This window comes from Synechococcus sp. SYN20 (assembly GCF_014279555.1).
GTDB lineage: Bacteria > Cyanobacteriota > Cyanobacteriia > PCC-6307 > Cyanobiaceae > Synechococcus_C.
Map to the genome: position 1 here is coordinate 2403993 of NZ_CP047959.1, position 25289 is coordinate 2429281.

General features: G+C 54.4%; 22 protein-coding genes, 1 tRNA gene and 1 pseudogene. 12 read left to right on the forward strand and 12 right to left on the reverse strand.

Translation table 11 applies throughout. The annotated features are described in order from the left end of the window. Window positions 1-23: 23 nt before the first annotated feature. Window positions 24-479: an SRPBCC family protein gene (locus tag SynSYN20_RS12760; RefSeq protein WP_186523966.1), complete on the reverse strand. Its 456-nt coding sequence runs from the start codon at window positions 477-479 to the stop codon at window positions 24-26. Window positions 480-483: 4 nt separating this feature from the next. After that, on the reverse strand, window positions 484-1956 hold the full coding sequence (zds, locus tag SynSYN20_RS12765; RefSeq protein ID WP_186525648.1) for a 9,9'-di-cis-zeta-carotene desaturase: 1473 nt from the start codon (window positions 1954-1956) through the stop codon (window positions 484-486). Between the two features lie 113 nt (window positions 1957-2069). On the opposite strand from zds, the gene SynSYN20_RS12770 reads away from it, so the two are divergent. Genes SynSYN20_RS12770 through SynSYN20_RS12785 form a run of 4 tightly spaced genes read left to right on the forward strand, consistent with a single transcriptional unit; the run spans window position 2070 to window position 4422 of the window. Beyond that, window positions 2070-2462: an iron-sulfur cluster assembly accessory protein gene (locus SynSYN20_RS12770; protein ID WP_186523967.1), complete on the forward strand. Its 393-nt coding sequence runs from the start codon at window positions 2070-2072 to the stop codon at window positions 2460-2462. A gap of 51 nt (window positions 2463-2513) precedes the next feature. Beyond that, window positions 2514-2942, forward strand: a complete 429-nt coding sequence (locus SynSYN20_RS12775; RefSeq protein WP_186523968.1) for a M48 family metallopeptidase — start codon at window positions 2514-2516, stop codon at window positions 2940-2942. 1 nt (window position 2943) lies between these two features. After that, window positions 2944-4146, forward strand: a complete 1203-nt coding sequence (locus tag SynSYN20_RS12780) for a lipid-A-disaccharide synthase-related protein (protein WP_186523969.1) — start codon at window positions 2944-2946, stop codon at window positions 4144-4146. After that, window positions 4147-4422 carry a hypothetical protein gene (locus SynSYN20_RS12785; RefSeq protein WP_186523970.1) on the forward strand — a complete coding sequence of 92 codons (276 nt, stop codon included), beginning with the start codon at window positions 4147-4149 and terminating at the stop codon, window positions 4420-4422. Here SynSYN20_RS12785 and SynSYN20_RS12790 read toward each other — a convergent pair. After that, window positions 4358-5302 (reverse strand): TIGR01777 family oxidoreductase, encoded by a 945-nt coding sequence (locus SynSYN20_RS12790; RefSeq protein ID WP_186523971.1) that lies wholly within the window; start codon window positions 5300-5302, stop codon window positions 4358-4360. The genes SynSYN20_RS12785 and SynSYN20_RS12790 overlap by 65 nt on opposite strands. A gap of 29 nt (window positions 5303-5331) precedes the next feature. Further along, window positions 5332-6584 (reverse strand): annotated as a pseudogene (locus SynSYN20_RS12795) (cation:proton antiporter). Window positions 6585-6639: 55 nt separating this feature from the next. Between SynSYN20_RS12795 and ndhO the strand changes: the two are divergent. After that, window positions 6640-6897, forward strand: coding sequence for an NAD(P)H-quinone oxidoreductase subunit O (gene ndhO / locus SynSYN20_RS12800; protein ID WP_186523972.1), 258 nt, complete (start codon window positions 6640-6642; stop codon window positions 6895-6897). A gap of 12 nt (window positions 6898-6909) precedes the next feature. Here the strand turns inward: ndhO and SynSYN20_RS12805 are convergent, their stop codons facing one another. The 5 genes from SynSYN20_RS12805 to SynSYN20_RS12825 form a co-directional block, all read right to left on the reverse strand. Next, window positions 6910-8982: a phospholipid carrier-dependent glycosyltransferase gene (locus tag SynSYN20_RS12805; protein ID WP_186523973.1), complete on the reverse strand. Its 2073-nt coding sequence runs from the start codon at window positions 8980-8982 to the stop codon at window positions 6910-6912. After that, window positions 8982-9707 carry a J domain-containing protein gene (locus SynSYN20_RS12810; protein WP_186523974.1) on the reverse strand — a complete coding sequence of 242 codons (726 nt, stop codon included), beginning with the start codon at window positions 9705-9707 and terminating at the stop codon, window positions 8982-8984. The genes SynSYN20_RS12805 and SynSYN20_RS12810 overlap by 1 nt, the downstream gene beginning before the upstream one ends. Further along, entirely contained in the window at window positions 9704-10672 is a 969-nt protein-coding gene (gene cysK / locus SynSYN20_RS12815; protein WP_186523975.1) for a cysteine synthase A, read from the reverse strand. Before cysK ends, SynSYN20_RS12810 begins: the two co-directional genes overlap by 4 nt. A 209-nt stretch (window positions 10673-10881) precedes the next feature. Then, complete coding sequence (locus tag SynSYN20_RS12820; RefSeq protein WP_186523976.1) at window positions 10882-12540, reverse strand: iron uptake porin; 1659 nt, start codon at window positions 12538-12540, stop codon at window positions 10882-10884. 457 nt (window positions 12541-12997) lie between these two features. Continuing rightward, window positions 12998-14614 (reverse strand): iron uptake porin, encoded by a 1617-nt coding sequence (locus tag SynSYN20_RS12825; protein WP_186523977.1) that lies wholly within the window; start codon window positions 14612-14614, stop codon window positions 12998-13000. Between the two features lie 381 nt (window positions 14615-14995). Between SynSYN20_RS12825 and SynSYN20_RS12830 the strand changes: the two genes are divergently transcribed. From SynSYN20_RS12830 to SynSYN20_RS12840, 3 genes are all read left to right on the forward strand, one after another. Continuing rightward, window positions 14996-16639, forward strand: coding sequence for a DUF2079 domain-containing protein (locus tag SynSYN20_RS12830; protein WP_186523978.1), 1644 nt, complete (start codon window positions 14996-14998; stop codon window positions 16637-16639). Window positions 16640-16836: 197 nt separating this feature from the next. Next, window positions 16837-18435, forward strand: coding sequence for a glycosyltransferase family 39 protein (locus SynSYN20_RS12835; RefSeq protein ID WP_186523979.1), 1599 nt, complete (start codon window positions 16837-16839; stop codon window positions 18433-18435). Further along, the gene (locus SynSYN20_RS12840) at window positions 18432-19826 is read left to right on the forward strand and encodes a DUF2079 domain-containing protein (RefSeq protein ID WP_186523980.1); all 1395 of its coding nucleotides are present in this window, start codon (window positions 18432-18434) and stop codon (window positions 19824-19826) included. Before SynSYN20_RS12835 ends, SynSYN20_RS12840 begins: the two co-directional genes overlap by 4 nt. 440 nt (window positions 19827-20266) lie before the next feature. Here SynSYN20_RS12840 and psbD read toward each other — a convergent pair whose 3' ends face one another. Next, window positions 20267-21322: a photosystem II D2 protein (photosystem q(a) protein) gene (gene psbD / locus SynSYN20_RS12845; protein ID WP_115071676.1), complete on the reverse strand. Its 1056-nt coding sequence runs from the start codon at window positions 21320-21322 to the stop codon at window positions 20267-20269. Window positions 21323-21479: 157 nt separating this feature from the next. Between psbD and SynSYN20_RS12850 the strand changes: the two genes are divergently transcribed. From SynSYN20_RS12850 to SynSYN20_RS12865, 4 genes are all read left to right on the forward strand, one after another. Beyond that, window positions 21480-21743, forward strand: coding sequence for a hypothetical protein (locus SynSYN20_RS12850; protein ID WP_041426744.1), 264 nt, complete (start codon window positions 21480-21482; stop codon window positions 21741-21743). 11 nt (window positions 21744-21754) lie between these two features. Continuing rightward, entirely contained in the window at window positions 21755-22435 is a 681-nt protein-coding gene (locus SynSYN20_RS12855) for an ABC transporter ATP-binding protein (protein ID WP_186523981.1), read from the forward strand. A gap of 35 nt (window positions 22436-22470) precedes the next feature. Next, window positions 22471-22542 (forward strand) — tRNA-Asn (locus tag SynSYN20_RS12860). A gap of 303 nt (window positions 22543-22845) precedes the next feature. After that, a complete protein-coding gene (locus SynSYN20_RS12865; protein ID WP_186523982.1) occupies window positions 22846-23646 on the forward strand; it encodes a response regulator transcription factor in 801 nt (266 codons plus the stop codon). Between the two features lie 10 nt (window positions 23647-23656). Here the strand turns inward: SynSYN20_RS12865 and SynSYN20_RS12870 are convergent, their stop codons facing one another. Together SynSYN20_RS12870 and tmk are read right to left on the reverse strand one after the other, a co-directional pair. Continuing rightward, window positions 23657-24640: a DNA polymerase III subunit delta' gene (locus SynSYN20_RS12870; protein ID WP_186523983.1), complete on the reverse strand. Its 984-nt coding sequence runs from the start codon at window positions 24638-24640 to the stop codon at window positions 23657-23659. Continuing rightward, window positions 24637-25287: a dTMP kinase gene (tmk, locus tag SynSYN20_RS12875; protein ID WP_186523984.1), complete on the reverse strand. Its 651-nt coding sequence runs from the start codon at window positions 25285-25287 to the stop codon at window positions 24637-24639. The genes SynSYN20_RS12870 and tmk overlap by 4 nt, the downstream gene beginning before the upstream one ends. Window positions 25288-25289: the final 2 nt, after the last annotated feature.

Consider the following 25289-nt stretch of genomic DNA (forward strand, 5'->3'; position numbering starts at 1 on the left):
CAAGGCGCGAAGCTTGCCTCAACTCAAGGCTCCGACCGTGGCGTGTAACCGCTTTCCACCAAATCCCTAAAACGATCAAGGTTGGCCTGGAGCTCCTTGGTAACAATCCCCCCCAGGATGCTCGGTTCCATCAACGGTGCCAAGATTCCGGGCAGTTCGTAGCCCACGCTCAACTTCACCGCTGTGAGTTCAGGCTGCTCTTGATAAAAACGGACACCACCTTTGGTGGGAAGTCCCCCCACCGATTCCCACAGCAGTTGCTGCTGGTCAATGCGGCTGGTAATGCGTGCTTTCCAGTGGAAACGAAAACCTTGGGCTGCCAGGGTCCAATCGGTTAGGTCAGGGTCCTCTTGAGTTTTGACAGATTCGATCCAGCGCATCCAGCGAGGCATCGCTTCCAGATCACTCCAAACGGTCCAAACCTGCTCCACAGGGGCTTGAACTTCGGTGGTTACGGTGTGGTCAAGCCAGCGTCCCATCGGTTCAGGCCACCGCGGTGTTGGTGGCCAGCTTTGCTTGCGTTCCAAGGATGGCTGCAGCAGCAAGGTGGCCACTCATCGTTGCTCCCTCCATCGAATCGATGTAGTCCTGTCGGGTGTAACTACCGGCAAGGAAAAAATTGCTAACCGGAGTGCGTTGATCAGGGCGATAGGGCTCCATTCCAGGCGCTTCTCGATACAGAGACTGGGCCAACTTCACAACGTTGCTCCAAGTGAGGTTCAAGTGCTGGGCTGATGGGAAAAGGTTGCGCACCTGAGCATCGGTGTGGGCAACGATTTCACTCACTGATTTTGGAATCCAGGGATCTCCAGGCGTCAAGACGCACTGCAACAAGGATCCCTCCCCTGGCTTTCGATAGTCCTCAGGACTCGCCAAGGCCAAGTCAGCGAAACAGCTGAAGTCTGCGTCAGCGGTGTAGAGCAGGTTATTTAACCCAATCGGATGGGACAAGTCCGTTCGACGGGTGTCAGCGACATCTCCTTCCGCCAGTTCCGTCACCCAACCGTCGTAGCGCAACTGCACCGTGGCCACAGGGACAGCCTCTAAGCGATGAATGGCATCAAATTGCTCATGTTTACGCCATGCATCGGGGAGAAGGCGCTGGATCCCAGGAACATCACAGGCTGCCAGGTACACATCAGCCTGAACATTGCACTCACCCTCGGGAGTACTCAAGGTTAAGGACGTCACCTTTGGGGTCTCTCCTTCCTCGTAATGCACCTCCTTCACACGGTGACGAAGATGCAATGTGGCGCCTCGTTCCTGGATGTACTCCAAAATTGGTCCAGTAAGCCATCGATGTGGTGAACCCTTCAGCAAATTGAGCTTTGAAGCTTCTGTCTTGGACGCAAACATCATGAAAATGGTCAACATGCATCGCGCTGAAATGGCTTCACAATCGATAAACCCCAAGGCATAAGCAATTGGATTCCACATTCTGCGAATGCTCTCCAAACTGCCGCCATGGCTAACAAACCAGGTCTGAAAACTTACTGAATCCAAGGAGCGAATCGTGCGCATCGCCCCTTCGTAATCAACGAGACCTCGAACGATTGGACTCGTGCCCAATGCCAATGCATTGCGCAGCTTGTCGACCCAGGTCAGCTGCGGAGTTGTGAAAAAAGCCTTGAGGCCATTAAACGGAGCACCGATCGGAAAACGAAAATCTAATTCGCGCAGATCACCTCCACTATTCACAAACAAATGCGTGTGATCTTTTGGCAGGAGATTATCAATCGCACCCACCTTGCGCATCAGCGCAAACAGGTTTGCATAATTGAAAAAGAATACGTGCAATCCCATTTCGATGTGATTGTCGTTTTCGTCAACCCAGCTCCCGACCTTGCCTCCCATGAATGGACGCGCTTCATACAGATCGACTTTGTGACCTGCATCCACGAGGTCGACGGCAGCGGCTAGGCCGGCCAGTCCTGAGCCCACAATCGCGACCTGCACCAGCGCTTCAACCAAGAATTCCATGACTCTATGAATCCGAACGCCTTAACTGCTTTGAGCAAGAGACGCGTGGGTTCAATACAGTGACGTCAGGCCAGCTGGACTCTTGACTCATGACCACCTCCACCCCCAGTACTGCGACCCACACAGCGAAGGGTGGAAAAGGCATTCAGATCACGGATTCAGCAATGCTTCAACTCTCGAAGCTCTGCAGGGAGCAAGGTGATGAGCAAATCCTCCGTGTTGGTGTGCGCTCCGGGGGTTGCAGCGGAATGAGCTACACCATGGATTTTGTGCCCGCCACTGAGATCGAGGAAGGCGATGAGATGTACGACTACGCAGCCCCCTCTGGTGCTGCATTTCGGGTGGTCTGTGACCCTAAAAGCCTCCTTTACATCTATGGCATGCAGCTGGATTTCAGCACTGCCTTGATCGGGGGTGGGTTCAACTTCACCAACCCAAATGCCACCCAAACCTGCGGATGCGGAAGTTCCTTTGCGGTCTGAACAACACCGCATGGGAATCTGTTGACAATTTCTAGAGAATCAGAATCAGCGATGGAGTCCCAGGAATCTCAGGAATCCAGCCTGTTCGAACAGGCCATGGCCCGCTATCAAGCTGGAGAGCCGGCGGCCAATTTGATCGACGATTTCGTCGCGATCACCGAAGCGGCACCCCGTCAATCGTCGGGCTGGACTTGCTTGGCATGGCTTCTCTTGCTCTGTGACAAGCCAGACGATGCGCTGCGTTCTGCTCGGTTGGCGGTCAAGCTCAACAGCCAAGATCCTCAAGCACGGATCAACCTGACCCTGGCCATGCTCGAAACCAAAGCAAAGGGCGTTCGTGACCAAATTGCTGTGGTGCAGCAGGTTTTAGCTGTTGCACCCGAGATGGGAGATGAACTGAGAGAGTCCATCAACGATGGTTTTAAACGTCGGCCGGACTGGCCCGCCCTTCTCAAAGTGAAGAGTTGGTTGGAGCTCTGAGGTGGCTCGGCTGCTGCTTCTAAGCAATGGTCATGGCGAAGACCTCTCTGGGGCTCTGCTTGGACAAGTTTTAAAAGAGCAAGGGCATGACGTGGAAGCTCTTCCCTTGGTGGGTCGCGGCAATCCCTACAGCGATGCAACCATTCCTCTCGTTGCTCGCACGCGCGAATTCAGCACTGGTGGGCTTGGCTACACAACCTTGCGCGGGCGTCTCACGGAGCTTGTCCAAGGCCAAGTGATCTATCTCCTAAGGCGCCTGCTACGGCTGATTCGTATCGCCGGCCGTTATGACTTAGTGGTGGTGATCGGGGATGTCATCCCCGTGATGGCGGCATGGCTCTGCCAGCGACCAGTCGCAACGTATCTCGTGGCCTACTCCAGTCATTACGAGGGTCGACTGCGACTTCCATGGCCCTGCGGAAGCTGCCTCAGGTCGCAGAGATTTCAAGCGGTGTTCAGCCGAGATGCCCTTACAGCTCAAGATCTCAGCGAACAGCTGAAGAGAGAGGTGGTGTTCGTTGGCAATCCTTTTATGGATTCTGTCTTGAGCCCCAGCAATCTCCTGCCCTACGCCAAAAGACGCCTTGGCCTCTTGCCAGGCAGCCGTAGGCCAGAACTTGAACACAATCTGCTGCTGCTTCTCGACGTGATCGACCAGATCCCGATCTCGCAGCCCAGCCCAGGAGACCTTGAAATCGACATCGCACTCGTTGGAGCACTAGGAGATGACCACTTGAACACACTTGCCCAATCCCATGGCTGGTCCTTTGTGCTGGGGCATGCCAACGCCCCAGCACGGTTAGAGAAGGGCGGTCGGCAGATTCAGGTGCGACGGAAGGGGTTCACCTCCGTACTTCTCAGCTCAGACCTCTTGCTATGTATGGCCGGCACAGCTGCAGAACAGGCCGTAGGCATGGCCAAGCCAGTGCTGCAACTCCCTGGCCAAGGCCCTCAATTCACCGCTGGTTTCGCGGAAGCGCAGCGCCGGTTGCTTGGTCCAACCGTTTTTTGCGCTGCCTCCCCTTGTGAAGGGAAAGAGCTTCTAAAAGCAACAGCCAACCTGGCAATCGAGCTGCTAGAGCGAAGCGTGAATGATCCAGCCCTTCGTCGTGATTGTCGAGAGCAAGCGTTGCAACGGCTAGGTCCCCAAGGCGGAGGCAGCAAGATGGCTGAATTGATTAGTGGGCTACTGCAAAAGAGCTAGATGACGTCAAAGAACATTGAACCCCCATGGAAACGCTGGCTGGATCGGCTGCTTGTTCTGGATGTGTTTTTAGTGCTGGGGGGTGCTGTTTGGTTTGCCGTGGCGGTCATCGCGGATGGACAAGGCTTCACAGCACCTATGCAGCACTTTCAAAGGCTCTGGGATCCCCTTTTTACCCCAGCGATTGGGCTACTCATGGCAGCCGCACTGATCAACGGCCTATGGAGCTGGTGGCAGCGTCGAATGCTGCAGGCAGCTCAGAAAAACGACAACTGAAATCCAACGCTGCTTGACGGGCTGACTGGACCCGCTGTCCTTCCAGCACTACCCGCGCTCCGTCGCCAAGCAACGATTTCAGAAGTGGACCGGGGACCGGAAGCAGGCTGGGACGCCCCAAACAACGACCTAGGCTTGCTGAGAACGTTGCCATCGTGACCGGTGTAGGAGCTACAGCATTCACCGCTCCCGACCAAGCGTCGTTCTCCACAGCGGCACGAATCATCCGACAAAGATCGCTGCGCTCAATCCAACTCATCCACTGACGTCCTGATCCAATCGGTCCACCGAAACCGATCCGAAAGATCGGCAGCATTTTGCCTAGTGCGCCACCATCGGCCGCCAGCACGATCCCAATGCGCAACACCACCAATCGCGTGGCGGCAGGCTTTTCCGCCGCTACCGCTTCCCAGCGTTGACAGAGGCCAGCAAGTACATCGTTGCCACAAGGGCTGGATTCTTCGAAGCACTGGTCTGCACTGGTGCCGTAATACCCAACCGCAGAGGCATTAATCAATACGCCCGGAGGCTGTGACAAATCCGCCATCGCCTTCACAAGCTGACCTGTGGTCTGCAGACGACTGTCTTCCAACAATTGAAGATGCCTTGGTGTCCAACGCTTCTCTGCAATCGGCTCGCCGGCCAAGTTCACAACCCCTTCTGCTTGCGCCAATGCCTGCTGCAGAGGGCTAGACGGCGCCCAACTGATCGAATCAGCTGGATTGCACTGCACCCACTCCAGACCTGCAAGGCAACTGGCAGGAAGTCCGGCCGGAGCTGATCTGCGACTCACAATGGTGAGATCGTGCCCAGCGGTTTGAAGCATGGGAACCAAGGCCCTACCGACAAGTCCGGTGCATCCGATCAGCAAAAGGCGCATGGAGTATCCATCTTGTCTGCTTCCAGAGGCTAGGCAGCAGCGTCAGGATCCTGTTGAGGAGAGGGCAGTGTGAGGTTCATGCGTTCAGCCAAGGGAACTAGGGCAAAGCCCTGAATAAAAAGGCCATAAAGCACGACGGCAAGGGCAAGAGGGGGCATCGAAGCACCCCAGCTAATCCCAGACGACCAGGCATCAATGGCCAATGCGATTGGCACCGCTCCACGCAATCCTGCGCAGCTCACGAAAATCTGTTCAGGCTTGGTGAATGTGGTGTGCCAAAGCAAGGCATGCACCATCAGAAATCTCACCGCCTGCATGAGCAGGAATAAAACAAAGGCCCAGCCAGAGGCATACACCACATCCTGCGGGGCTACAACAAGCCCCATGCATAAAAACAGCAAAAGCTCAGCCATTTTTGCGTAACTGGAATGGGCCTCAGCAAGCGCTGTTCGATCCAGGGATGGACCATTGCCGAGCCCTAAGCCCGCCACGTAGGCCGCTAGCAATGGACTCCCACCCACCAACAACGTTCCACCGGTTAAGACCATCAACAATGCCAAGCTCACGACAGGGAGCATGGCGGCATGGTTGAGGGTTAGACGGCTTCCGAGCAGCTGCAGGGTGAGGGTGCCGCCGATAAACCCCAGCAAGATCCCGAGCACAAACTGTCTGACGACATCCGTAACCAAGACCCCGGCAGCTACGCCATCACCACCGGCCAAGGCCAACGCCAAGCCAGCCAAAACAACAGCCATTGGGTCGTTGAATCCCGACTCACACTCGATCAAATCGATCAATCGCTTTGGCAATCGCCCGGCTAGTGGGCGGAGGAGGACCAAAACGGCAGAGGCGTCCGTACTGGCCACCATCGCGCCAATGAATAGAACCCGCGGCAACGTTCCTGAATTGGTTCCACCACCACTGGCTGCGCTCAGTCCGAATCCAGCCCATCCAATCAAAACCGCAGTGATTAGAACTCCAACTGTGGCTAGACGCGCAGCAGGCTTAATCACACCGCGAACCGCGGACCAATTGGTGGTGAGACCGCCAAAAAAAGCACAAGCACCAAGGCGGCCTGACTGATTTGCTGGGCTTGATTGATGTTTAGAAGCGTGATCTGCTGGTCTCCCACAACGCCGATGTGGTTTTCAATCAGCAGGCCCAAAAGCAGCACCATGAGGATGCCAGGGATCCTGATACGAGCGGAAAGATCGTCAAGAAGGACTGAAACGAGCAGCAACCCTCCAAAAGCCACTAAGTACAAGGCAAGAGGGTGAGACAAACATCAGCCTTGTTGGTAGGGAGGTTTTAGCCTGGTTTCGATTGATCGTCTCTTCATGGCTGAACCATCCGCTGAGCCCACCCCGACCGCTAAACCAGCGGCGACGCTCAAAAAGGGGGCGCTGGTTCGCGTCAACCGCGCTGCCTACATGGGGAGCGTGGAAGCGTCAGCCAGTGATCTAAGACCACCGGAATACATTTTCGAAGGCCCGGGAGAACTGCTTGTAGTGAAAGGGGACTACGGCCAAGTGCGCTGGAGGCGTCCTGTTCCAGACGTCTGGCTGAAACTTGCTCAATTAGAGGTGTTCTCCTGACTTAGAGGCCTTCTACTGACTGTTTAAAGAGGTCTCCACAGCACGCACAGCCGGCGGTAGTGCCTGCACGGCCTCCGGCAACCTCCAGAGCGCTCCCCCCAACACAGCAGAGATTGCATCCAGTCCCACCAAAACAGGCTGATCGCCATGCTGTTGCCGAGCAGCAGCAGCCACAGAGGATGCTCCCCAAGGATTCCAGCCTGCAAGGGTCACAACACTTCGATAGGCGCTCGGCCAAGGATTATCAGGGAGCAAGGCTTCCAGAGCAGCGAACTGCTCAGCCGCTTCTGAGGGCCGATTGGCCAAAACTGCCAAGAGGGCCAGAATCCAGCGCGCTTCTTCGTCTGAAGGATTGGTAGCCAGACGACTCAGCGCCTGCTTCTGCAATGGTTCGCGATAGAGGAAGTGACCGTCAAGCATGTGTTCCACAGCAATGGAGCTGAACACAGCGTCCAATCCCGCAGGTCCCTGCGAAAGACCTGCGGCGAGAGCTGGAAATCTCTCCTGAAACAACACAGGTTCCACGCTGTTTGCATCGCGACGCCACAGGGAATAAGTCCCCCCCTGCGGCCTTGGAAAAGTTTCAACACGCACAAACACTCCGCTCATGCGAACGGCACGATCCAGTTGTTCAGCACTGCCCCGCACCGAGCCCTGACCCCCTTCCGCCAGCAGCACCCATTGGGCCTGCTCAAGCACAGGTTTCACATCAGATTTGCTGCTGCCCAATTGCCTGCCGACCAGCCGTCCGCCTTCACGGCGACCGTAGTAGCTCACATTGTGCTGATTGAGGTCAGGGGTACTCGGGACAACAATTAGCGTCAAGGGCTGCGATTTGGGATCTACGCCTCCAGCCCGACGCACAATCGCATCTAAAGGACCTTGATGCCCTTGGCTCAAGCGCAGGGATTGAAGGGACCAACCAGTCCACACCATGTTGGACGCACCCAAAAGCAAGGCCAATCCCGGCAACCAGCTGGAGCGCGCTGGCCAGCGCTGCTTGGACCAGAGGCCCCACTGCCAAACGCCACGCGTCAACAGAATCAGGAGCATGGGCAACAAGGGGGAGATATAGCGGTCGTCCTTATTCGGGCTGAGATGGGTAAAGATCCATCCCACTAAGAGGCTGAGAATCAACCAACGCCAAGCGAACCTCTCATCGCCGCTGGACGTGCGACGCTGCCAAAACCAGAGGATGAGACCACTCACACCAAGCACGAGCAATCCCCAACCGATCTGATCAGGAAGCAAACGGACGTACCAAAGCCACCCCTCGAGACTCAACACTCCGGGGTCACCCTCAAGAGCCGCCGATTCGATCACGGCACGGTTTGTGCCGCCCAAGGTGGTGATCCAGTTGTGTCTTAACCAGGGAAAGACTGCCGCGCACACCAAACCCAAGCCCATCAGCAGCTGCCAACGCCGCACGACAACGCGACTGCCTCGATCAAGGCAAACGCTCGCCACGACCAACAGCAGCACCGGGATGAGAACCAACAGCGCACTTTGTTTGACCAGCAACGCCGCCGCTATCGACAGAGCAGCCCCAAGCGCCTGTCTCCAACGTCCCCCATCCATGGGATGCCACCAACAGCCAAGACGCCAAAGCGCTAGGGCGACCGTGGCGGTGAGCGGAAGCTCCAACACGTAATCGGTCCGAAGCTCCAGTAGAAGCGGCACCATCGCAACGAAAACGCTGCAAGACAGGGCAAAGGCGCGTGCCCCTTTCAAGGGCTGACGCAACTGCTGTGCCCAGGATGCAACCACAAACAGCAACAGTCCGTTCCAAAGGCTGAGGCTCCAGGCCGCTTGCTGAGGCTCATCACCGGAGAAGGCCATCACCGTCCCATTCACCAGTGAGGCCAGGGGGGGGATTTTGGGCGAAAGATCTAATAAAGAGCCCCATCCTTGCCAACTGCCACCAGGGAGAATTGCCAAGGCACGACCATGATCAAGAGCGCTGTTGAGGTAGTCCGCCTGATCCCAAGCAGGTAAGCCACCATGATTGGCCCACCACATCCTGTCGATCAAGGTTGAGAGCAGCCAAATCAAAGTCAGCAACCCCCTGAATTGCCAAGGCTTCATCAACCGATCTCCAAGCGAGGGCGTTCCTCCTGAAGACGCTTGCGCCGTTGCTTGGCTTCTCGCAACATCTCACGACCATCGTGGAGATAGCCATCCACATAACCCATCGTGTATCGCTCCAATTCGCCAATCGCATCTTCCACCTCCGAGAGACAGTAATAAAGACTCAGCCCGAAGCCTTTTGCGGATGAAGGCGTTGGAATGGATTGGAAAAGATCTTTCACCTTGTCCAGCTTGCTGCGACTTTGCTCCAAATAATGGCAAAAGCCTTCCATCAGACTGTCGTCATAAGGATCTGCCGAAAGCTCACGCAACTGGGCGGCAAAGGGATTGATCACCTGTCCCAGCATGCGATCAATCGGCACATACACCTTCTTCAACCAATTTGCTAGGGCATCATCCTCAGCGGCAGCCTGTCCAGAGGCACGTCGAGCAGCCTGACTCGCTCGAGCATTCCTGACACCACGGCGGCGAGCTTCTTTCTTCTCTCCAGCTTTAGGGGACAGTTGCTGATCGAAGGCGCGCCGTCGATCGCGATCGCCAAGCAACTCCCAAGCAGCATTTAAAGCAAGGATGCGTTCAGAATCACCACCCGCATCAGGGTGATGCCTCTTCACAAGTTGGCGATAGGCCGCCTTGATTTCAGTCGCAGTGGCGCTATGGCTCACTCCGAGCACGAGGTAAGGGTCACCACCTTTGGTCTGAAGCTGAGGAGAGTGGCTCAAAGCTGACCATCCCGCCGAGCTGGTGGAGCAGCCGATGCACTGAACATGGGTGTGGACAGATAACGCTCACCGAAACTGGCGAGAATCACAACGATCCTTTTCCCTGCCATCTCAGGTCTTTGGCCAAGTCGCAGAGCAGCCGCTACAGCTGCTCCACTACTGACCCCGGAGAGCAGACCTTCTTCCCGGGCCAGACGGCGCCCCACGTCCATCGCTTCTTGATCACTCACTCCCAGGATTTCATCAATCAAGCTTTGATCAAAGACAGAGGGAACAAAACCAGCACCAATGCCCTGAATGCGATGGGGGCCAGGGGCTCCACCAGCCAAGACAGGACTTGCTGCCGGTTCTACGGCAATCACTTTCAGATCAGGATTGCGCTGCTTAAGAACCCTGGAACAGCCTGTGATCGTGCCGCCCGTCCCGACACCAGCCACAAGAGCATCAATCTCACCTCCGGTATCACTCCAGATCTCTTCTGCCGTCGTCGCGGCATGCACCGCTGGATTTGCAGGATTATCAAACTGCTGAAGGAGATAAGCCTCGGGGATCTCAGAGACCAGCGCTCTGGCGAGATCTAACGCCCCTTGCATTCCTTCATTGCCTGGGGTGAGCTGCAACTCAGCTCCGTAGGCCCGGAGCATGGCGCGGCGCTCCGTGCTCATCGTGTCCGGCATGGTGAGGATTAAGCGATAGCCCCGAGCTGCCGCAACCATGGCCAGAGCGATCCCAGTGTTTCCGCTGGTGGGCTCCACAAGCACGGTGCGTCCTGGAGCGATCGTGCCAGCTTGTTCAGCAGCTTGAACCATCGAACCCGCAATCCGATCCTTGACAGAAGCCGAGGGATTAAAGCTTTCAAGCTTTGCAACCAATTCAGCCAGACACCCACTTCGCGCGGGAAGCCGGTTCAGACGTACAAGCGGAGTACGACCCACCAGATCTGTGATGTCCGAAGCAATTGACATGCTTCTATCCAATCAGATGGCGTCCCAGAGATCTGTGGTCTAAGCCACCAACAGAAACCCCATAAAAAAGACTTTCACGACCGACACATGCCCCGCAGAAGATTGTTTTAGGGACAGAATCTCCATCAAAAACTCCCACACTGCAGAAGCAGTATGGGAGAAAAAGGAAAAAAGAAGATCCCTCTAAAGAGAGATCAAGCTTTAAGCGATCAGAACTTGAAGGTGGTCTTCAGGAGACCGCCGAAGTTGTTGAAGGTATCGTTGCCACGGTTTCCACCGAAGGCACGGTTACCACCATCGGTCAGGTCACCAAATGGGCGGCTGAGGTAGTAAATGGCAGGAGTCACAGAAATGTTGTCGGTGACTTGGAACTGATACCAGAATTCCCAGGCATAGTTGCCATCAGCAACGAAGTCTGAGTCAGACACGTCATTGCGGTATTCAACGTTCGTCACGAAGGTGGGCTGACCAACGGCCATACCCAAGGTGTTGCCTTTCATGAAGGCATCGGCCCACTGAAGACCCACGTACCAGGACTGCGTAGTTGCAGAACGGAAGAAATTCGTGTCGTCGCCATCAGTGACGCTGTTGTAGCCCCAGCCAGTACTGATGGAGGGGATCCAACCAGCTTCTTCAGGAGACCACCATGCACTCAAGCCAACAGAAGAACTGTTGCCGTTAGAAGTGAAGATGTTGGCAAGAGGTGTGCCGTTGCCTGCATACAAGGAACCACCATTGTTTTTGGAGGTGTAGTTGTATGCAGCTGCAAGGCCCCAATTCTCAGGAGCGTAAGCAATCTGAACAGTACCGTTTGAACCTGCACAATCAGTGGCGATGCCACCTGCATTTGCGCAATCAGTGCCCAGCAAGGTGTCTGGGCCACCAGGTGTGGAGTTAGCGCCATTAGTGCTCAAGTAGTTAGCACTGATACTGAAGTCGTTGGACTCCCAGCTCAAACCTGCACCAGCACCTAAACCGAGGTTGTAGGTCGCAGGAGCACCGGCGTAGGTAAAGACATCAAGAATGGTGTCGGCAGGATATGCACTAGGCCAGACAGCCAGCATGTCGTCCTGACGAACGACACCACCAACGGTTGCAGTGAAGTTGCTGCCAATGGGGAATTGGTAGAAGAGGCGATTTACAGCAAGGCTGTTAGCACCTGATGGCTCTTCAAACGCAACTTCCAGAGCGTCAAGACCCACGTAGCCGTCGCCACCGAAGGCTGAATCGCCGAAGTTACCAGCACGGAGAACCGTACGAAGCAAGTCCTTACCAGTGAAGCTGGTGTCAAGGAAAAGTTTCAGGTCGTAGTTAAACGTTGTTCCGCCTGAGAGAGCAGCAGCCTCGTCAGAACGTCGGTTACCGACAAAATCATCAGCGTCGCCACCGAAGCTGTTAGCACCAATCACGAAGGTGGCTACACCTTTCAGTTTGGTGGTGGTGGAGAACTGAGTGGCTTCCAGTTCGCCAACGCGGGCTTCAAGTCCGTCAACACGGCCCTTGAGGATGGCGAGTTCCTTTTCGAACTCTTTCATCAAGCGCTTCAGCTCGTCGGTCACTTCGGTGACGCGGTCGAGACAGGCGTTCAACAGAGCAGCCGCTTCAAAGCGGGTCATTGCCCTGTTACCGCGGTAGGTGCCGTTGGGGTAACCGGCAACACAGCCGTAGCGCTCGATCAGGTTGCTAAGTGCCTGATAAGCCCAGTCGGTTGGGTAGACGTCTGAAAACTGAGTGATGCTGGTGACTTGCTCGCCGGTAGCGGCGTAGTCAGAAACACCGTTGATGTTCAGCTCAGTGGCGTTAGCAGCCACAGGTGCCAAAAGGCCCAGGGCAGCTGGGGCCACCAGCAGTTGATGGAAAAGTTTCATTTTCGGTCCTCACACCAAAAAATTGAGGTATCGAGACGCATGGCGTCGTGTGTAATTTGATACCAAGTGATCCTGACGCCAATTCTTTGCGTACCAGATGAGGCAATGGCACACAGCCAACAGTCCTTGATTTGATTCATCCATCCATTGCCGCACTCTCCGCATCCAGCCTGAAAAAAAGACATCTCGCGGACGCCCAGAAACCAGCTTTATGGCATGACAGTTGAACGATTGGCCCAAGAAACGAAAGCAGCCCCGCACTCTCGTGACTTGGCACCAACAGGGCTAAGGCACAACTTTTCAAATCGGAGCGGCAAGAAAGCGACCAAAGACAGATATGCGCCAACAATCAGCAAACAAAAAGCCCTCTGGAGGACTAATTGTCATCCAGAGGGCTGATAATAATTCGGATCTAATTAACAAGAACTCGAGATGAGCTCTTTAGATGCAAAAGAGATCAGAACTTGAAGGTGGTCTTAACAAGTCCACCGAAGTTGTTGAAGGTGTCGTTGCCACGATCTCCGCCAACAATGTTGCCACCACCATCAGTCAGGTCGCCATAGGGACGGCTGAGGTAGTAAATCGCAGGAGTCACAGAAATGTTATCGGTGACTTGGAACTGGTACCAGAATTCCCAGGCGTAGTTTCCGTCAGCAACGAAGTCTGATTCAGACACGTCATTGCGGTACTCAACATTAGTTACGAATGTTGGCTGACCAACGGCCATGCCCAAGGTGTTGCCCTTCAAGAAGGCATCAGCCCACTGCAAGCCCACATACCATGACTGAGTATCTAGTTCACGGAAAGTGAGGCTGTCGTTGTTGGTGACGCTGTTGTAGCCCCAACCAGCACTGACGCTGGGGAACCAGGAAGCTTCTTCTGGGGACCACCAAGCACTCAAGCCGAACGAAGAATTATTACCTTCTCCGGTCGCAAGAACAGCGAGAGGTGTTCCATTACCGGCGTAAAGAGTGCCAGCGTTTTGAGAGGTGTAGTTGTAAGCAGCAGCCAAACCCCAATTCTCAGGAGCGTAGGCAATCTGAACAGTTCCATTGGAACCGGCAGCATCGGTGGCAATACCACCAGCGTTGGGATCGGAAAGGGCACCGTTAGTGCTCAAGTAATTGGCACTAATGCTGAAGTCATCAGAAGCCCAAGAAATACCAGCACCTTGGCCAAGGCCGAGGTTGTAAGTGGCTGGAGCACCCGCATAGGTAAAGAAGTCAATGATTGTGTCTGCAGGATATGCACTAGGCCATACAGCCAACATGTCGTCCTGACGAACCAAGCCACCCACGGTTGCAGTGAAGCTGCTGCCGATGGGGAACTGGTACCAAAGGCGGTTTACAGCAACGCTGTTAGCACCTGAAGGCTCTTCAAATGCAGTCTCCATGGCATCAAGGCCTACGTAGCCATTGCCACCGAAGGCTGACTTACCGAAGTTGCCTGCACGCAACATGGTGCGAAGCAAGTCCTTACCAGTGAAGCTGGTATCTAAGAACAAGCGCAAGTCGTAGTTGAAGCTAGTAGCGCCTGAAGTCGCAGCAGCCACATCGGCACGCTTCTCACCATCGAATTGCTTAGCGTTTCCGCCGAAGGTGTTAGCACCGACCACAAAGGTGGCTTGACCTTTCAGTTTGGTGGTGGTGGAGAACTGAGTGGCTTCCAGTTCGCCAACGCGGGCTTCAAGTCCGTCAACACGGCCCTTGAGGATGGCGAGTTCCTTTTCAAACTCTTTCATTAGGCGCTTCAGCTCGTCGGTCACTTCGGTGACGCGGTCGAGACAGGCGTTCAACAGAGCAGCCGCTTCAAAGCGGGTCATTGCCCTATTACCGCGGTAGGTGCCGTTGGGGTAACCGGCAACACAGCCGTAGCGCTCGATCAGGTTGCTAAGTGCCTGATAAGCCCAGTCGGTTGGGTAGACGTCTGAAAACTGAGTGATGCTGGTGACTTGCTCGCCGGTAGCGGCGTAGTCAGAAACACCGTTGATGTTCAGCTCAGTGGCGTTAGCAGCCACAGGTGCCAAAAGGCCCAGGGCAGCTGGGGCCACCAGCAGTTGATGGAAAAGTTTCATTTTCGGTCCTCACACCAAAAAATTGAGGTATCGAGACGCATGGCGTCGAATAAAAGATATTTATCAAGTCAATTAAATCGAGCACCTGTGTGCCAGAAAGCAATATGGAGTGTATCGAAAAAGACAATATCTCCTCGCCGCGTATCAAATACAACATAAAAATCACCTTTGTGTATCCCAAAATACAAAGCATGAGTTATATGTATTCATTCATACAGAAAACATGAATTATGCATCTATTGATACAAGCCAATTAATTTTCAGGGCGTCTCTTCCTGATGAATTCAGGCAGCACCCATCACCCTTCCTCGGCAGGGGAATGCTCCCATCGTGGAGATGGCCATCCACTATTGATAAGAAACTGTCCCAGGGCCTTTGCGGATGCCTGCAACGCTCTCAAAGTCCACCAGGCAAGCTCTGGTTGCTGCGCTGATCTTCGCGGTCGTCGCACTTCTATTGCAGGCTTGGCGCTCCCAGGTCCTCCTCGCCAGTTACGACCAAGGCATTTTTCAGCAAGTGCTTTGGAACAGCCTGCGGGGACACCCCTTTGAAAGCACGCTCTCCTCACAACTCTCCACCAATGTGATCCACAGCGGTGAACCAGCAGGCTTGGGCTATGCCCGTTTAGGCCAGCATTTCACGCCCTCCCTTCTGCTTTGGGCTCCTTTGTTCGGGTTGATCGGAGGCGCCGCGCTTCCACTTGTACAGGTGGGGCTCATTGTCTCTGCAGGGTTAGTCCTGCATCGACTTGCCCTTCAACTCGTTCCGGCAAGAACGGCGAACTGGCTGACCTATGGGTTTTACGGAGGGAATGCACTCATCGGTCCCACGCTGGGAAATTTCACTGATCTCTGCCAGCTTCCCCTCGCTGTTTTCGCCTTAATGCTGGGTCTTCAGAAGCGAATGGGATGGTTGATCCTCAGCGCTGCTGTGGTCATCCCGCTTATTCGAGAAGACACCGGCATCATGCTGATTGCCATCGGACTGTGGTTGCTCCTACGAGAGCCAAAACGATGGCCAATGGCGATTGCCCTTGTCATCTGGGGAGCTGGATGGATGGTGCTGGTTACCAATGCCTTGATGCCGCTGTTCTCCGACGACAACAGCAAGCGATTCATGGTGGAAAACTTTGGCCAATATCTCGATGTGGATCCGAGCGAAGGAGCCAGCAGCCTCTCAATGGTGCAACAGGCTTTGGGCCAGCCATTGATCATGCTCAGGGAACTGATCTCCCCTCCAGGCCAAACCTTGTTGTACCTGCTGGGTCATGGCCTTCCCTTCCTGATGGTGCCACTGATCAGCCTTGATGCATGGATCCTTGCAGGCCCATCACTCCTTGGCTTGTTTCTGGCCCAAGGCAGCAATGACCCGCTCTCGATCACCATTCGCTACACCCTGCTCGTGGTCCCGGGCTTCAGCCTGGGAACCCTGCTCTGGTGGAGCCGTCGCCAGCAACCGGTCCCCGGCCGCCGCACGCGCCTGGCCTGGGGAATTGCCATCAGCCTTTCTCTCCTGCTCACCGTGAGCAGCAACCCCCATCGCAGCCTGTCGTGGATCGTTCCTGACAGCATTAAGCCGATGGTTTTTAGCAGCCCGATTCAGCAATGGAGGCACGGACAGGATGCCCGCCAAGTTCTTCGTCTGATCCCCAACGACGCCTCTGTGAGCGCTAATACACCTCTCGTTCCGTTAATCGCTCGACGTGAGGTTGCGGTGCGCTATCCCGAATCTCTGCATTACCTCGACCGAGACAAGAACAAACGTGCTGTGGATTGGATCGCCATTGATCTCGACTGGTTAGAGCGTTACAGCGTGGCGTTTCGCAGTGATTGGCGTGAACTCAGACGTATCAAGCAAGAGTTGCCTGATCAGATGAGCGATTACCGGGTGCAAGCCATCAAGAATGGCATCGCCGTTTTGCAACACAACGGACCTTTGAAACCCGAATTAGAGCGGCAATTGCAGGAAAGACTTGCAACGCCTTTGCCTCCTGACCCACGCCAACAAGCTGACGAAAAGTCCTAAAACGATGCCCCCGACCAGAAACTGGCCGGGGGCTCTCGCCGGGTCCGCTCTGTCGCGAAACCGATTGATCAATCAAGAGACAATGCCGTCAGCCGGCGTTCTCCGCGATCAGCAGACCCTGGGTCAAACAACTGGAACTCATGGACACCTCCTCCTGGATGGATAGATGAACGCCGGCGATGCATTCGATCTCATCCATGGACCCGAAGGTTGAGGATGAGACCACATCACTGCGAACTAGTCCTTTGCAAGCTAACGGACGCTGGGGGCTTACGGCAGTGCAATTGCCGCTTTTGCTCTGGTTGCTGACTCTGCTGATTTGGCTCCCTTGGCTGGGCAATCTGCCGTTGCGCGATTGGGATGAAGCTCTCGTAGCAGGAGTCTCCCGCTCCACCACAGCACAACCGGCTTGGGACTGGCTTTTAGCCATTAAAAACAGTGAGGCGATTTACCTCAACAAACCACCAGGACTGCACTGGCTGATTGGTGCATCGATCAAGCGGTTTGGAGACAACGAATGGGCCGTGCGCCTGATGCCAAGCCTGATGGCCAGCTTGGCCGTGCCACTGATCGTGATCCTGAGGCGCCAACTCAACGATGGCGTAGGGACTGAGCGTTCCGCGCTTTGTTCCGGTGTGATCCTGATGACCCTGTTGCCCATGGCACGCCATGGGCGGCTAGCGATGCTGGACGGCACTCTTGTGAGCTGCAGTTTGCTACTGATCAGCGCCTGGCTGAGCAGCAAACGCTGGCCCTGGCATGGCTTGCTTGCCGGATTGGGAGGGAGCGGCATCTTGCTCCTAAAGCCACCAGCCCTGATTGGTTACTTGGCCGTGATCGGGATCATCACCCTTTTAGACAGGTCCTACAGCAGAAAGAATTCAGCCTTGGGCTGGGCGATGAGCGGCCTGATTCCAGGAGCGCTTTGGCACCTCTGGCACCTTTGGCAACGCGGAAGTGATGCACTCGTGATGTGGGGCGGCCAGGGGTTTGGTCGCGTCACCGAAGTCGTAGGCAATAACAGTGGAGCCTGGGTGATGCCACTAACAGAAGTTCTTGAAGGGGGGTGGCCCTGGATTTTGCTCTTACCCAGTGGCATTCACTGGGCATGGCGCCATCGCAAAACCCCCACGGGCCTATGGGAACTAGGCCTCCTAGTCGGTAGCGCGTTGATGGTCTTGCCCTTAAGGACCCAATTACCTTGGTACAGCCACCTTCTCTGGCCACCGATCGCTCTTCTCTGCGGAGAAGCCCTAGCTCGTCTTTTGAAGGAAGGTCGCCCCTTTTGGATCCCGCATGCTTGGAAATGGATCGGAACTGTCCTCCTGTTCAGCACCATCGTTCTGATAACGCTGAACACCAGCGCGGCGCTTCCATTTCCAGCCTTACTTACCGCAGGCCTTGGCCTGCTCATCGGCGGACTGAAGCTCTCTCAATCCCCAGAGCGTCAACGCCGGCAGGGGCTCGCGCTGGTGGTCACGGGTTGGAGCCTCGGTCTACTCACGCTTTGGCACAGCCAACTGTGGCTATGGGAACTTAATGAAATCTGGGATCCCAGGCCTGTAGCAGCACAAATCCGTACGCTCCCACCGGATGCGGTTGTAATGCTGGACGGATCCACGCGACCCTCATTGAACTGGTACGCGAAGCGTCCCTTAAAGGAATTGACTTCCAACCCTCCATCAGAGTTTTGGCTCGTGAGCAAAGGCCCTCGCCAGGCATGTTCGACAACGGGAGACAGAACCCATATGGAGGATTGGGCTCTCTGGCACTGTTCCTCCGAGGACCAACCATGAACAACACCCTTACACCACGTCTTTGGTGGACCGCTCTTGGCTTGGGATTCCTGGGTTGGGGGGTAGCCGCTTCACGTCATTGGTTGCTTCAGAGCAATGCTTACGACCTTGGTCTCTTTGATCAATGGGCCTGGTTGATGAGCAAAGGACTTTCACCGATTTCATCGATGGAAAACGTTCATGTACTGGCTGATCACGGCGCCTGGATGTTGTATTTAACCGGCTTGCTGTATTGGTTTCATCCCACTATTCAATGGCTGCTGGCAAGTCAAGCTTTTGCTCTCAGCCTTACGGCAATTCCGATTTGGATGCTTGCGTCTCAAGCCGGTCTTTCCAGACGACTCTGCTGGTTCAGCTGCCTGCTGTGGTGGCTCCAACCTTTGGTCTTCAACGTCAATCTTTTCGATTTCCACCCAGAGGTTTGGGTGATGCCAGCACTAGCCATGGCGATTTGGTGCCAACGCCAGCAACGCTTTAGAGGGTGGATTTTGCTCCTAATCTTGATGCTGGGCTGCCGTGATGGCCTCGTTCTGGTGACGCTCGGGCTAAGCCTCAGCTTATTAATACAAAAGCGCTGGAATTGGGTCATTGCTGGCACAGGACTATCTGGCGCCTGGATTCTGCTGCTGAGCCAATGGCTTTATCCATTGCTCCGAAATGGAGAAGGGCCAAAAGCCGCTGGTCGGATGTTTTCCCATCTAGGCAACAACTTTGGCGACATTCTTTTCACATTAATAAGCCGACCATGGCTTGCTTTCACGCACATCGACTTGGGGGGTAGCGCATTCTATTTACTACTCTTAATTCTTCCCACACTTCCTTTCTGGAGAAGACGCTCACTTGTAATTCTAAGCGCTGCGGTGCCACTATTACTCGTCAACCTCAACGCTGAAACATCATCTTATCGAACACTGATCCACCACTACAGCATCCCCCTGGCAGTGATCAGCGTCACAGCAGCGATCGATGGATTAGCAACAAAACAAAAACAGGTTTTCCCATGGAAAGGCATAATATGGGCTATAGCTTGCTGGATAGCACTAGCCAAACCCTGGTTTTTCACAGGCCCTTATTTAAACAGAATGGAGATGGTTGGCGAGGTTCAACAAGTCATCGCCAAGCTCACTCCAAAAGATCGTGTCTTAACAACAAGTTATTTAGTTCCGCAGATCAGCCACAGGGAACACATCGCTTTTGCAAAACAATCGCAAAGCAAGCAAGCCTTTAAGCGAAATTGGAACGTATTTTTACTAAACCCAAACCAACCAGGGTGGGGGTCCAAAAAGAGCATCCAAAAGCTCTTGCTCAATCAAGCCAAGGAAAGGAATTGGGATTGCGAAAGTTGGCACTCTGGGCTGACATTTTGCAAAAATCCCAGAGCAGCAATCTAGCCTCCTAAGGCTTACCCATCATCCAACAAAATCGCAATTTAGTTCTCGAATAAGAATGCATATTTAATCGATAAACTTTGTTTAAGATTGAAATTCATTTCGCCTCACACCACTCGCAAACGCTTCAAATCGATGCAACAACGTAGAACTTAAACCTAAACACAACTCCCAGATCCTATAGATGCCTAGGATCAACTCTTTGCCATCCAAAGCACTGAAGGCGCATTGCCAGCCCATACAATTACAGCCCTGATCCACCCTGGACAGAGTTAGCTACACCGCAAACCATTAGCAAACCAATATTGCATTCAAATACGTTTAAAATTCTGAGCTCATGCCCATCAAGCACCTACAAACAATTAACATTTAAACGAATATTTCTTTATGAGCATTAAAAGCCCCCTTGCGGGGGCAAATGAAAACTAAGCTCAAGATGAAAATCAGAGAGCGTTGCCACGGGGCAGAACCTCTTCAGGGAAGACGAAGTTTTCATGCGGCTGGTCAGCCGGTGCCATCCAGGCACGCAGACCTTCATTCAGAAGAATGTTCTTCGTGTAGAAGGTTTCAAATTCAGGATCCTCAGCAGCGCGGATTTCCTGTGACACGAAGTCATAGGCACGCAAGTTGAGTGCAAGGCCGATGATGCCGATGGAACTGGTCCACAAGCCCATCACTGGCACAAACAGCATGAAGAAGTGCAGCCAACGCTTGTTGGAGAACGCAATTCCGAAGATTTGGCTCCAGAAACGGTTGGCGGTGACCATTGAATAGGTCTCTTCTTCTTGGGTGGGTTCGAACGCCTTAAAGGTGTTCGACTGTTCACCATCCTCAAAAAGAGTATTTTCCACGGTCGCGCCGTGAATGGCGCAAAGCAGTGCACCGCCAAGAATGCCGGCCACTCCCATCATGTGGAATGGATTCAGGGTCCAGTTATGGAAGCCCTGGAGGAACAACAGGAAGCGGAAAATTGCAGCCACACCGAAGGAGGGTGCAAAGAACCAGCTGCTCTGTCCCAAGGGATACATCAGGAAGACACTGACGAACACCGCAATCGGACCTGAGAAGGCGATGGCGTTGTAAGGACGAATGCCGACGAGACGAGCAATTTCAAACTGACGGAGCATGAAACCGATCAGTGCAAAAGCGCCGTGGAGAGCAACGAAAGCCCAAAGGCCTCCAAGTTGTATCCAGCGGACAAAATCACCCTGGGCTTCTGGGCCCCAGAGCAACAGCAAGCTGTGACCCATCGCATCAGCGGGGGTGGACACAGCAGCGGTCAAGAAGTTGCAACCTTCGAGGTACGACGACGCAATGCCGTGGGTGTACCAGGAAGTTACAAAGGTGGTTCCCGTTAACCAGCCACCAATCGAGAGGTAGGCCGTGGGAAGAAGAAGAATGCCGGACCAGCCGACAAAAACAAATCGGTCGCGTTTGAGCCAATCATCGAGGACGTCGAACCATCCCCGCTGCGGCATGCGACCTGCAGCGATCGTCATGAGGTTGCTTCATGAAGCTTTACATGTGGAGACTAATGGCTTCCGCTGTTCTTGCAGGGGCGACACAGCCGGACGGCCCATAGATGAGTGAAAATACCCATCACTCCGTTTCGTGCTTCTGATGAGGAGAATGGAGCCATAACCATTTTTTTTAGCTGTGTACGTCGTCGAATTAGCTCTTCGCATGAGCCCGATGCCCATCTCTGTTCAACGCAAAGAATCAGGAGATGCCGAATCCGTTTATCAACAGGTTCGCCAAGCCCTTGAACAGGGACAGCCTCGATTGCTTGAAATGACCTGCGAAAAAGTAGAAGGCAAACGACTCAGCGTTCTTACGAGCGACGTTTTAGCTGTTCAGATTTATGAGAAGACGGCGGCATCCGGGGGAAGCAAACGCCCTGGCTTTTCACTCGACAGCTAACCGTAACCGCTGTGGGCACGGACACCAACGAACGGATTCTTCAATTTGAGAAGGTATGTTTTTGCTGGCCCTGCGGGACCCGCGCTCTTGACCGCTGCAGCTTCAGCGTTCCAGGGCCAGGCCTATGGATGCTGGTAGGTAGTAATGGCAGCGGGAAAAGCACCCTATTTCGAATGATCGGCGGGTTGATCCAACCTCAATCGGGACGAGTGGATTGCAATGTCCAAACGGCCTTGGTGTTTCAAAATCCCGATCATCAATTGCTGCTCCCAAGTTGCGGCAGCGACCTTCTGCTCAACCTTCCCCCCACGCTTGCTCCTTCCCTGAAACGCAAGCGGATCGCCCACCTGCTGGAGCAGGTGGGACTTGCCGGCATGGCTGGGAGGCAAATTCACACCTTGAGTGGGGGCCAAAAGCAGCGTTTAGCCATTGCTGGTGCTCTAGCCAGTGACGCAAAACTGATGCTGCTTGATGAACCGACAGCACTGTTGGACCCATCAAGCCAAAGCTCAGTCTTGGCAACGGTTCAACAGCTTTGTCACCGCTCGCTCAATCCACTCACAGCTCTTTGGATCACCCATCGACTCGATGAACTGGACCATGCTGACGGGGCAGCACTCATGAAAAAGGGAGCGATTGGTCCTTGGGAGAAAGGTCACAATTTGCGCCGCACACTCAAGGCACTTGCCTAAGTCAGGGCCAGACAGTTAAGGTCTCCAGGTCTCAATCCTCGGTAGCTCAGCGGTAGAGCGGTCGACTGTTAATCGATTGGTCGCAGGTTCGAATCCCGCCCGGGGAGTTTCTAATTAATGTCATCACCCTCAAGGTGGTGACATTTTTTTTGCCCTTAGCAACACTATTTTTTCTCTGCTCAGAAGAAAATCGCCGATAGGGGCCATTCAAATCAAAAGATTTCCTGTAGAGCTGCGCGAGCTGATCTCCAAGCTACTGAGCCAAATCCCAGTGAGGCAAACACTTTTTCAGGGGCATGCCAACCATGAAGGGGAGGACCTGAATTCTGCACAAACTTGTTGCTCTTGAGAGAATTACTTCTTAATGACGCGGCCCTACCTCGTCCAATTGTTTTTTCGCCAGCATTTAGATGAAACCTTCCATCCTGCTGATCGAAGATGACCGGGACATGAGCGAATTGGTAGGTGGACACCTCGAGCACAGTGGTTTTGATGTCCAACGAGCCGACGACGGCATAAAGGGACAGGCGCTCGCACTTCAATACACCCCAGATTTAATCCTTCTGGACTTAATGCTTCCCAATGTGGATGGACTCACGCTCTGCCAACGATTACGCCGAGATGAAAGGACAGCCTCCATTCCGATCCTGATGCTGACAGCCCTAGGTGGGACGAAAGACAAAGTGAGCGGATTCAACTCAGGCGCTGATGATTACCTCACAAAACCATTCGATCTCGAAGAGCTCCAAGCGCGAGTCAAAGCGCTACTGAGGCGTAGTGATAGAGCGCCTATCGGAACATCTGGGAACCATCACGAAATCCTTAGTTATGGACCGCTGACCTTGGTGCCAGAGCGCTTTGAAGCGATCTGGTTCGATCATCCGGTACGACTGACTCACTTGGAATTTGAGCTTCTGCATTGTTTGCTCCAACGCCACGGACAAACGGTTGCTCCCTCTCTCATCCTCAAAGAAGTGTGGGGCTATGAACCAGACGACGACATTGAAACGATTCGCGTTCACGTTCGTCACCTACGTACGAAATTAGAACCAGATCCACGCAAACCCCGTTTCATCAAAACGGTTTATGGAGCCGGGTATTGCCTTGAACTGCCCACAGGATCTCAACTCGATGGACTTCAGGATGTCCTCGCTCAAGCGCGCCAAGATCGAGAGCAAAAAACTGAGGCAGCGAATCGGGCCACGGCCTGATTGACAACAATCAAAGTTCCATCAAATCCAGAAATGTGACTTCCCAAGCCAATCTGGGCTGCACAAACGACAGCAATTGAATGCGTAGCCTCTCGAGTTTTCGGAGAACTCGCTCACTTTTTTGCAACCTCCAAAGGTGCTGCTGAAGCCAATTGATGAGCCACAGCTGTTGCTCACCATCAAGAGCCTCAGTGAGATCACGGGCGAGCGCGAGGGCTTCAATCGGTTGAGTTGGTAAGGGATGCAAGCGTCCAATCAGTTCGGGTGAAACACGTAACCACTGCCTGACATGGCCTAATAGCGCACCTGGAGAACCACCAGCCATTGCAACCAACTCAGGTTGCATAAGCCCTTGCCTGACAGCCTCTTGATCGACATCAGCGGGCAAACGTTTGAGAACTGACTGCATATCTTCAGCACTGAGCTGGATCAATCGAATCAGCTGACAGCGCGAACGAATGGTGGAGAGCAGCCGTTCGGGAGCCGCTGAGAGCAGGATCAACACTCCATGGCCTGGTTCCTCAAGAGTTTTGAGCAAAGCATTGGCGGCGGCTTCCGCCATCGCTTCAGGCTCCTCAAGCACCACAAGGCCACGCGACGACTCCAGCGGTTGCCGTGACAAGAAACGGCTGATGTCTCGAATCTGATCCAACCTCACGAGGGGAGGGGTTCGCCGACTGACGCCCGCCTCCTCAGCTTCAGAGCGGGAGATCAAACGCCCTTGGTGGCTGTAGCTGGGTTCGACCCAGAGGAGATCAGGGTGGTTGCGTTCTGCCAAGCGCCGCCGCTGGCGTTGATTGCACTGGCCCTCACTGATCACGCCTTCGAGGAAGCGCAGAACAGCCAGGCGACGGCCAACGCCTTCTGGGCCAGCGAAAACATAGGCAGGAGCGAGGCGCCCTTGCATCAGGGCTGCCTTTAAAAGGGTCACAGCCAGAGGCTGGCCCACCAGATCAGCAAACAGATCTTGCTCTTCGAGCAACACGTCGCTCATCGCTGCCAAGACGCCGCTCGGGTTAGCAACGCGGTTTGAATCACCTCAGCAACCTCCAAAAGCGGACGGTCAGCCATAACCGACACCCAGCCATGCGCCTTAGCCAAGTTAGAAAAACCATTGGAGACACGCTCTAAGAAAGCAAAACCTTCCGCTTCGATGCGGTCCTCCTCTCGACTACCGCGTCGCTGAACACTCAATGCCAAAGGGATATCAAGCCAAACCGTCACGTCGGGGCTGAGCCCTCTCGTGGCAATGCGCTCGAGATCAGTGATGAGCTCCCGATCGAGACCGCGTCCGTATCCCTGATAAGCCATCGTCGATCCCGTGAAGCGATCACTGAGCACCCAATCACCCCTCTCCAAGGCAGGCTGAATGACTCGGTCTACGTGTTGGGCACGATCCGCTGCATACAACAACAACTCTGCTGTTGGACCCGGGTCAGCATCTTGAGGGGGGTGGAGCAGAAGCTCACGCAGGCTTTTTCCCAAGGCCGTTCCTCCCGGTTCTCGAGTGACAATCAGCTGAGACCCCGCGGGCATCAGACCGCTCGTCGCGAGCCAACTGGACAGCTGCTGAAGCTGGGTGGTTTTTCCACAACCATCAATGCCCTCCAGCACCAGCAGTCGTCCCTTGCTCCTGGCCATGG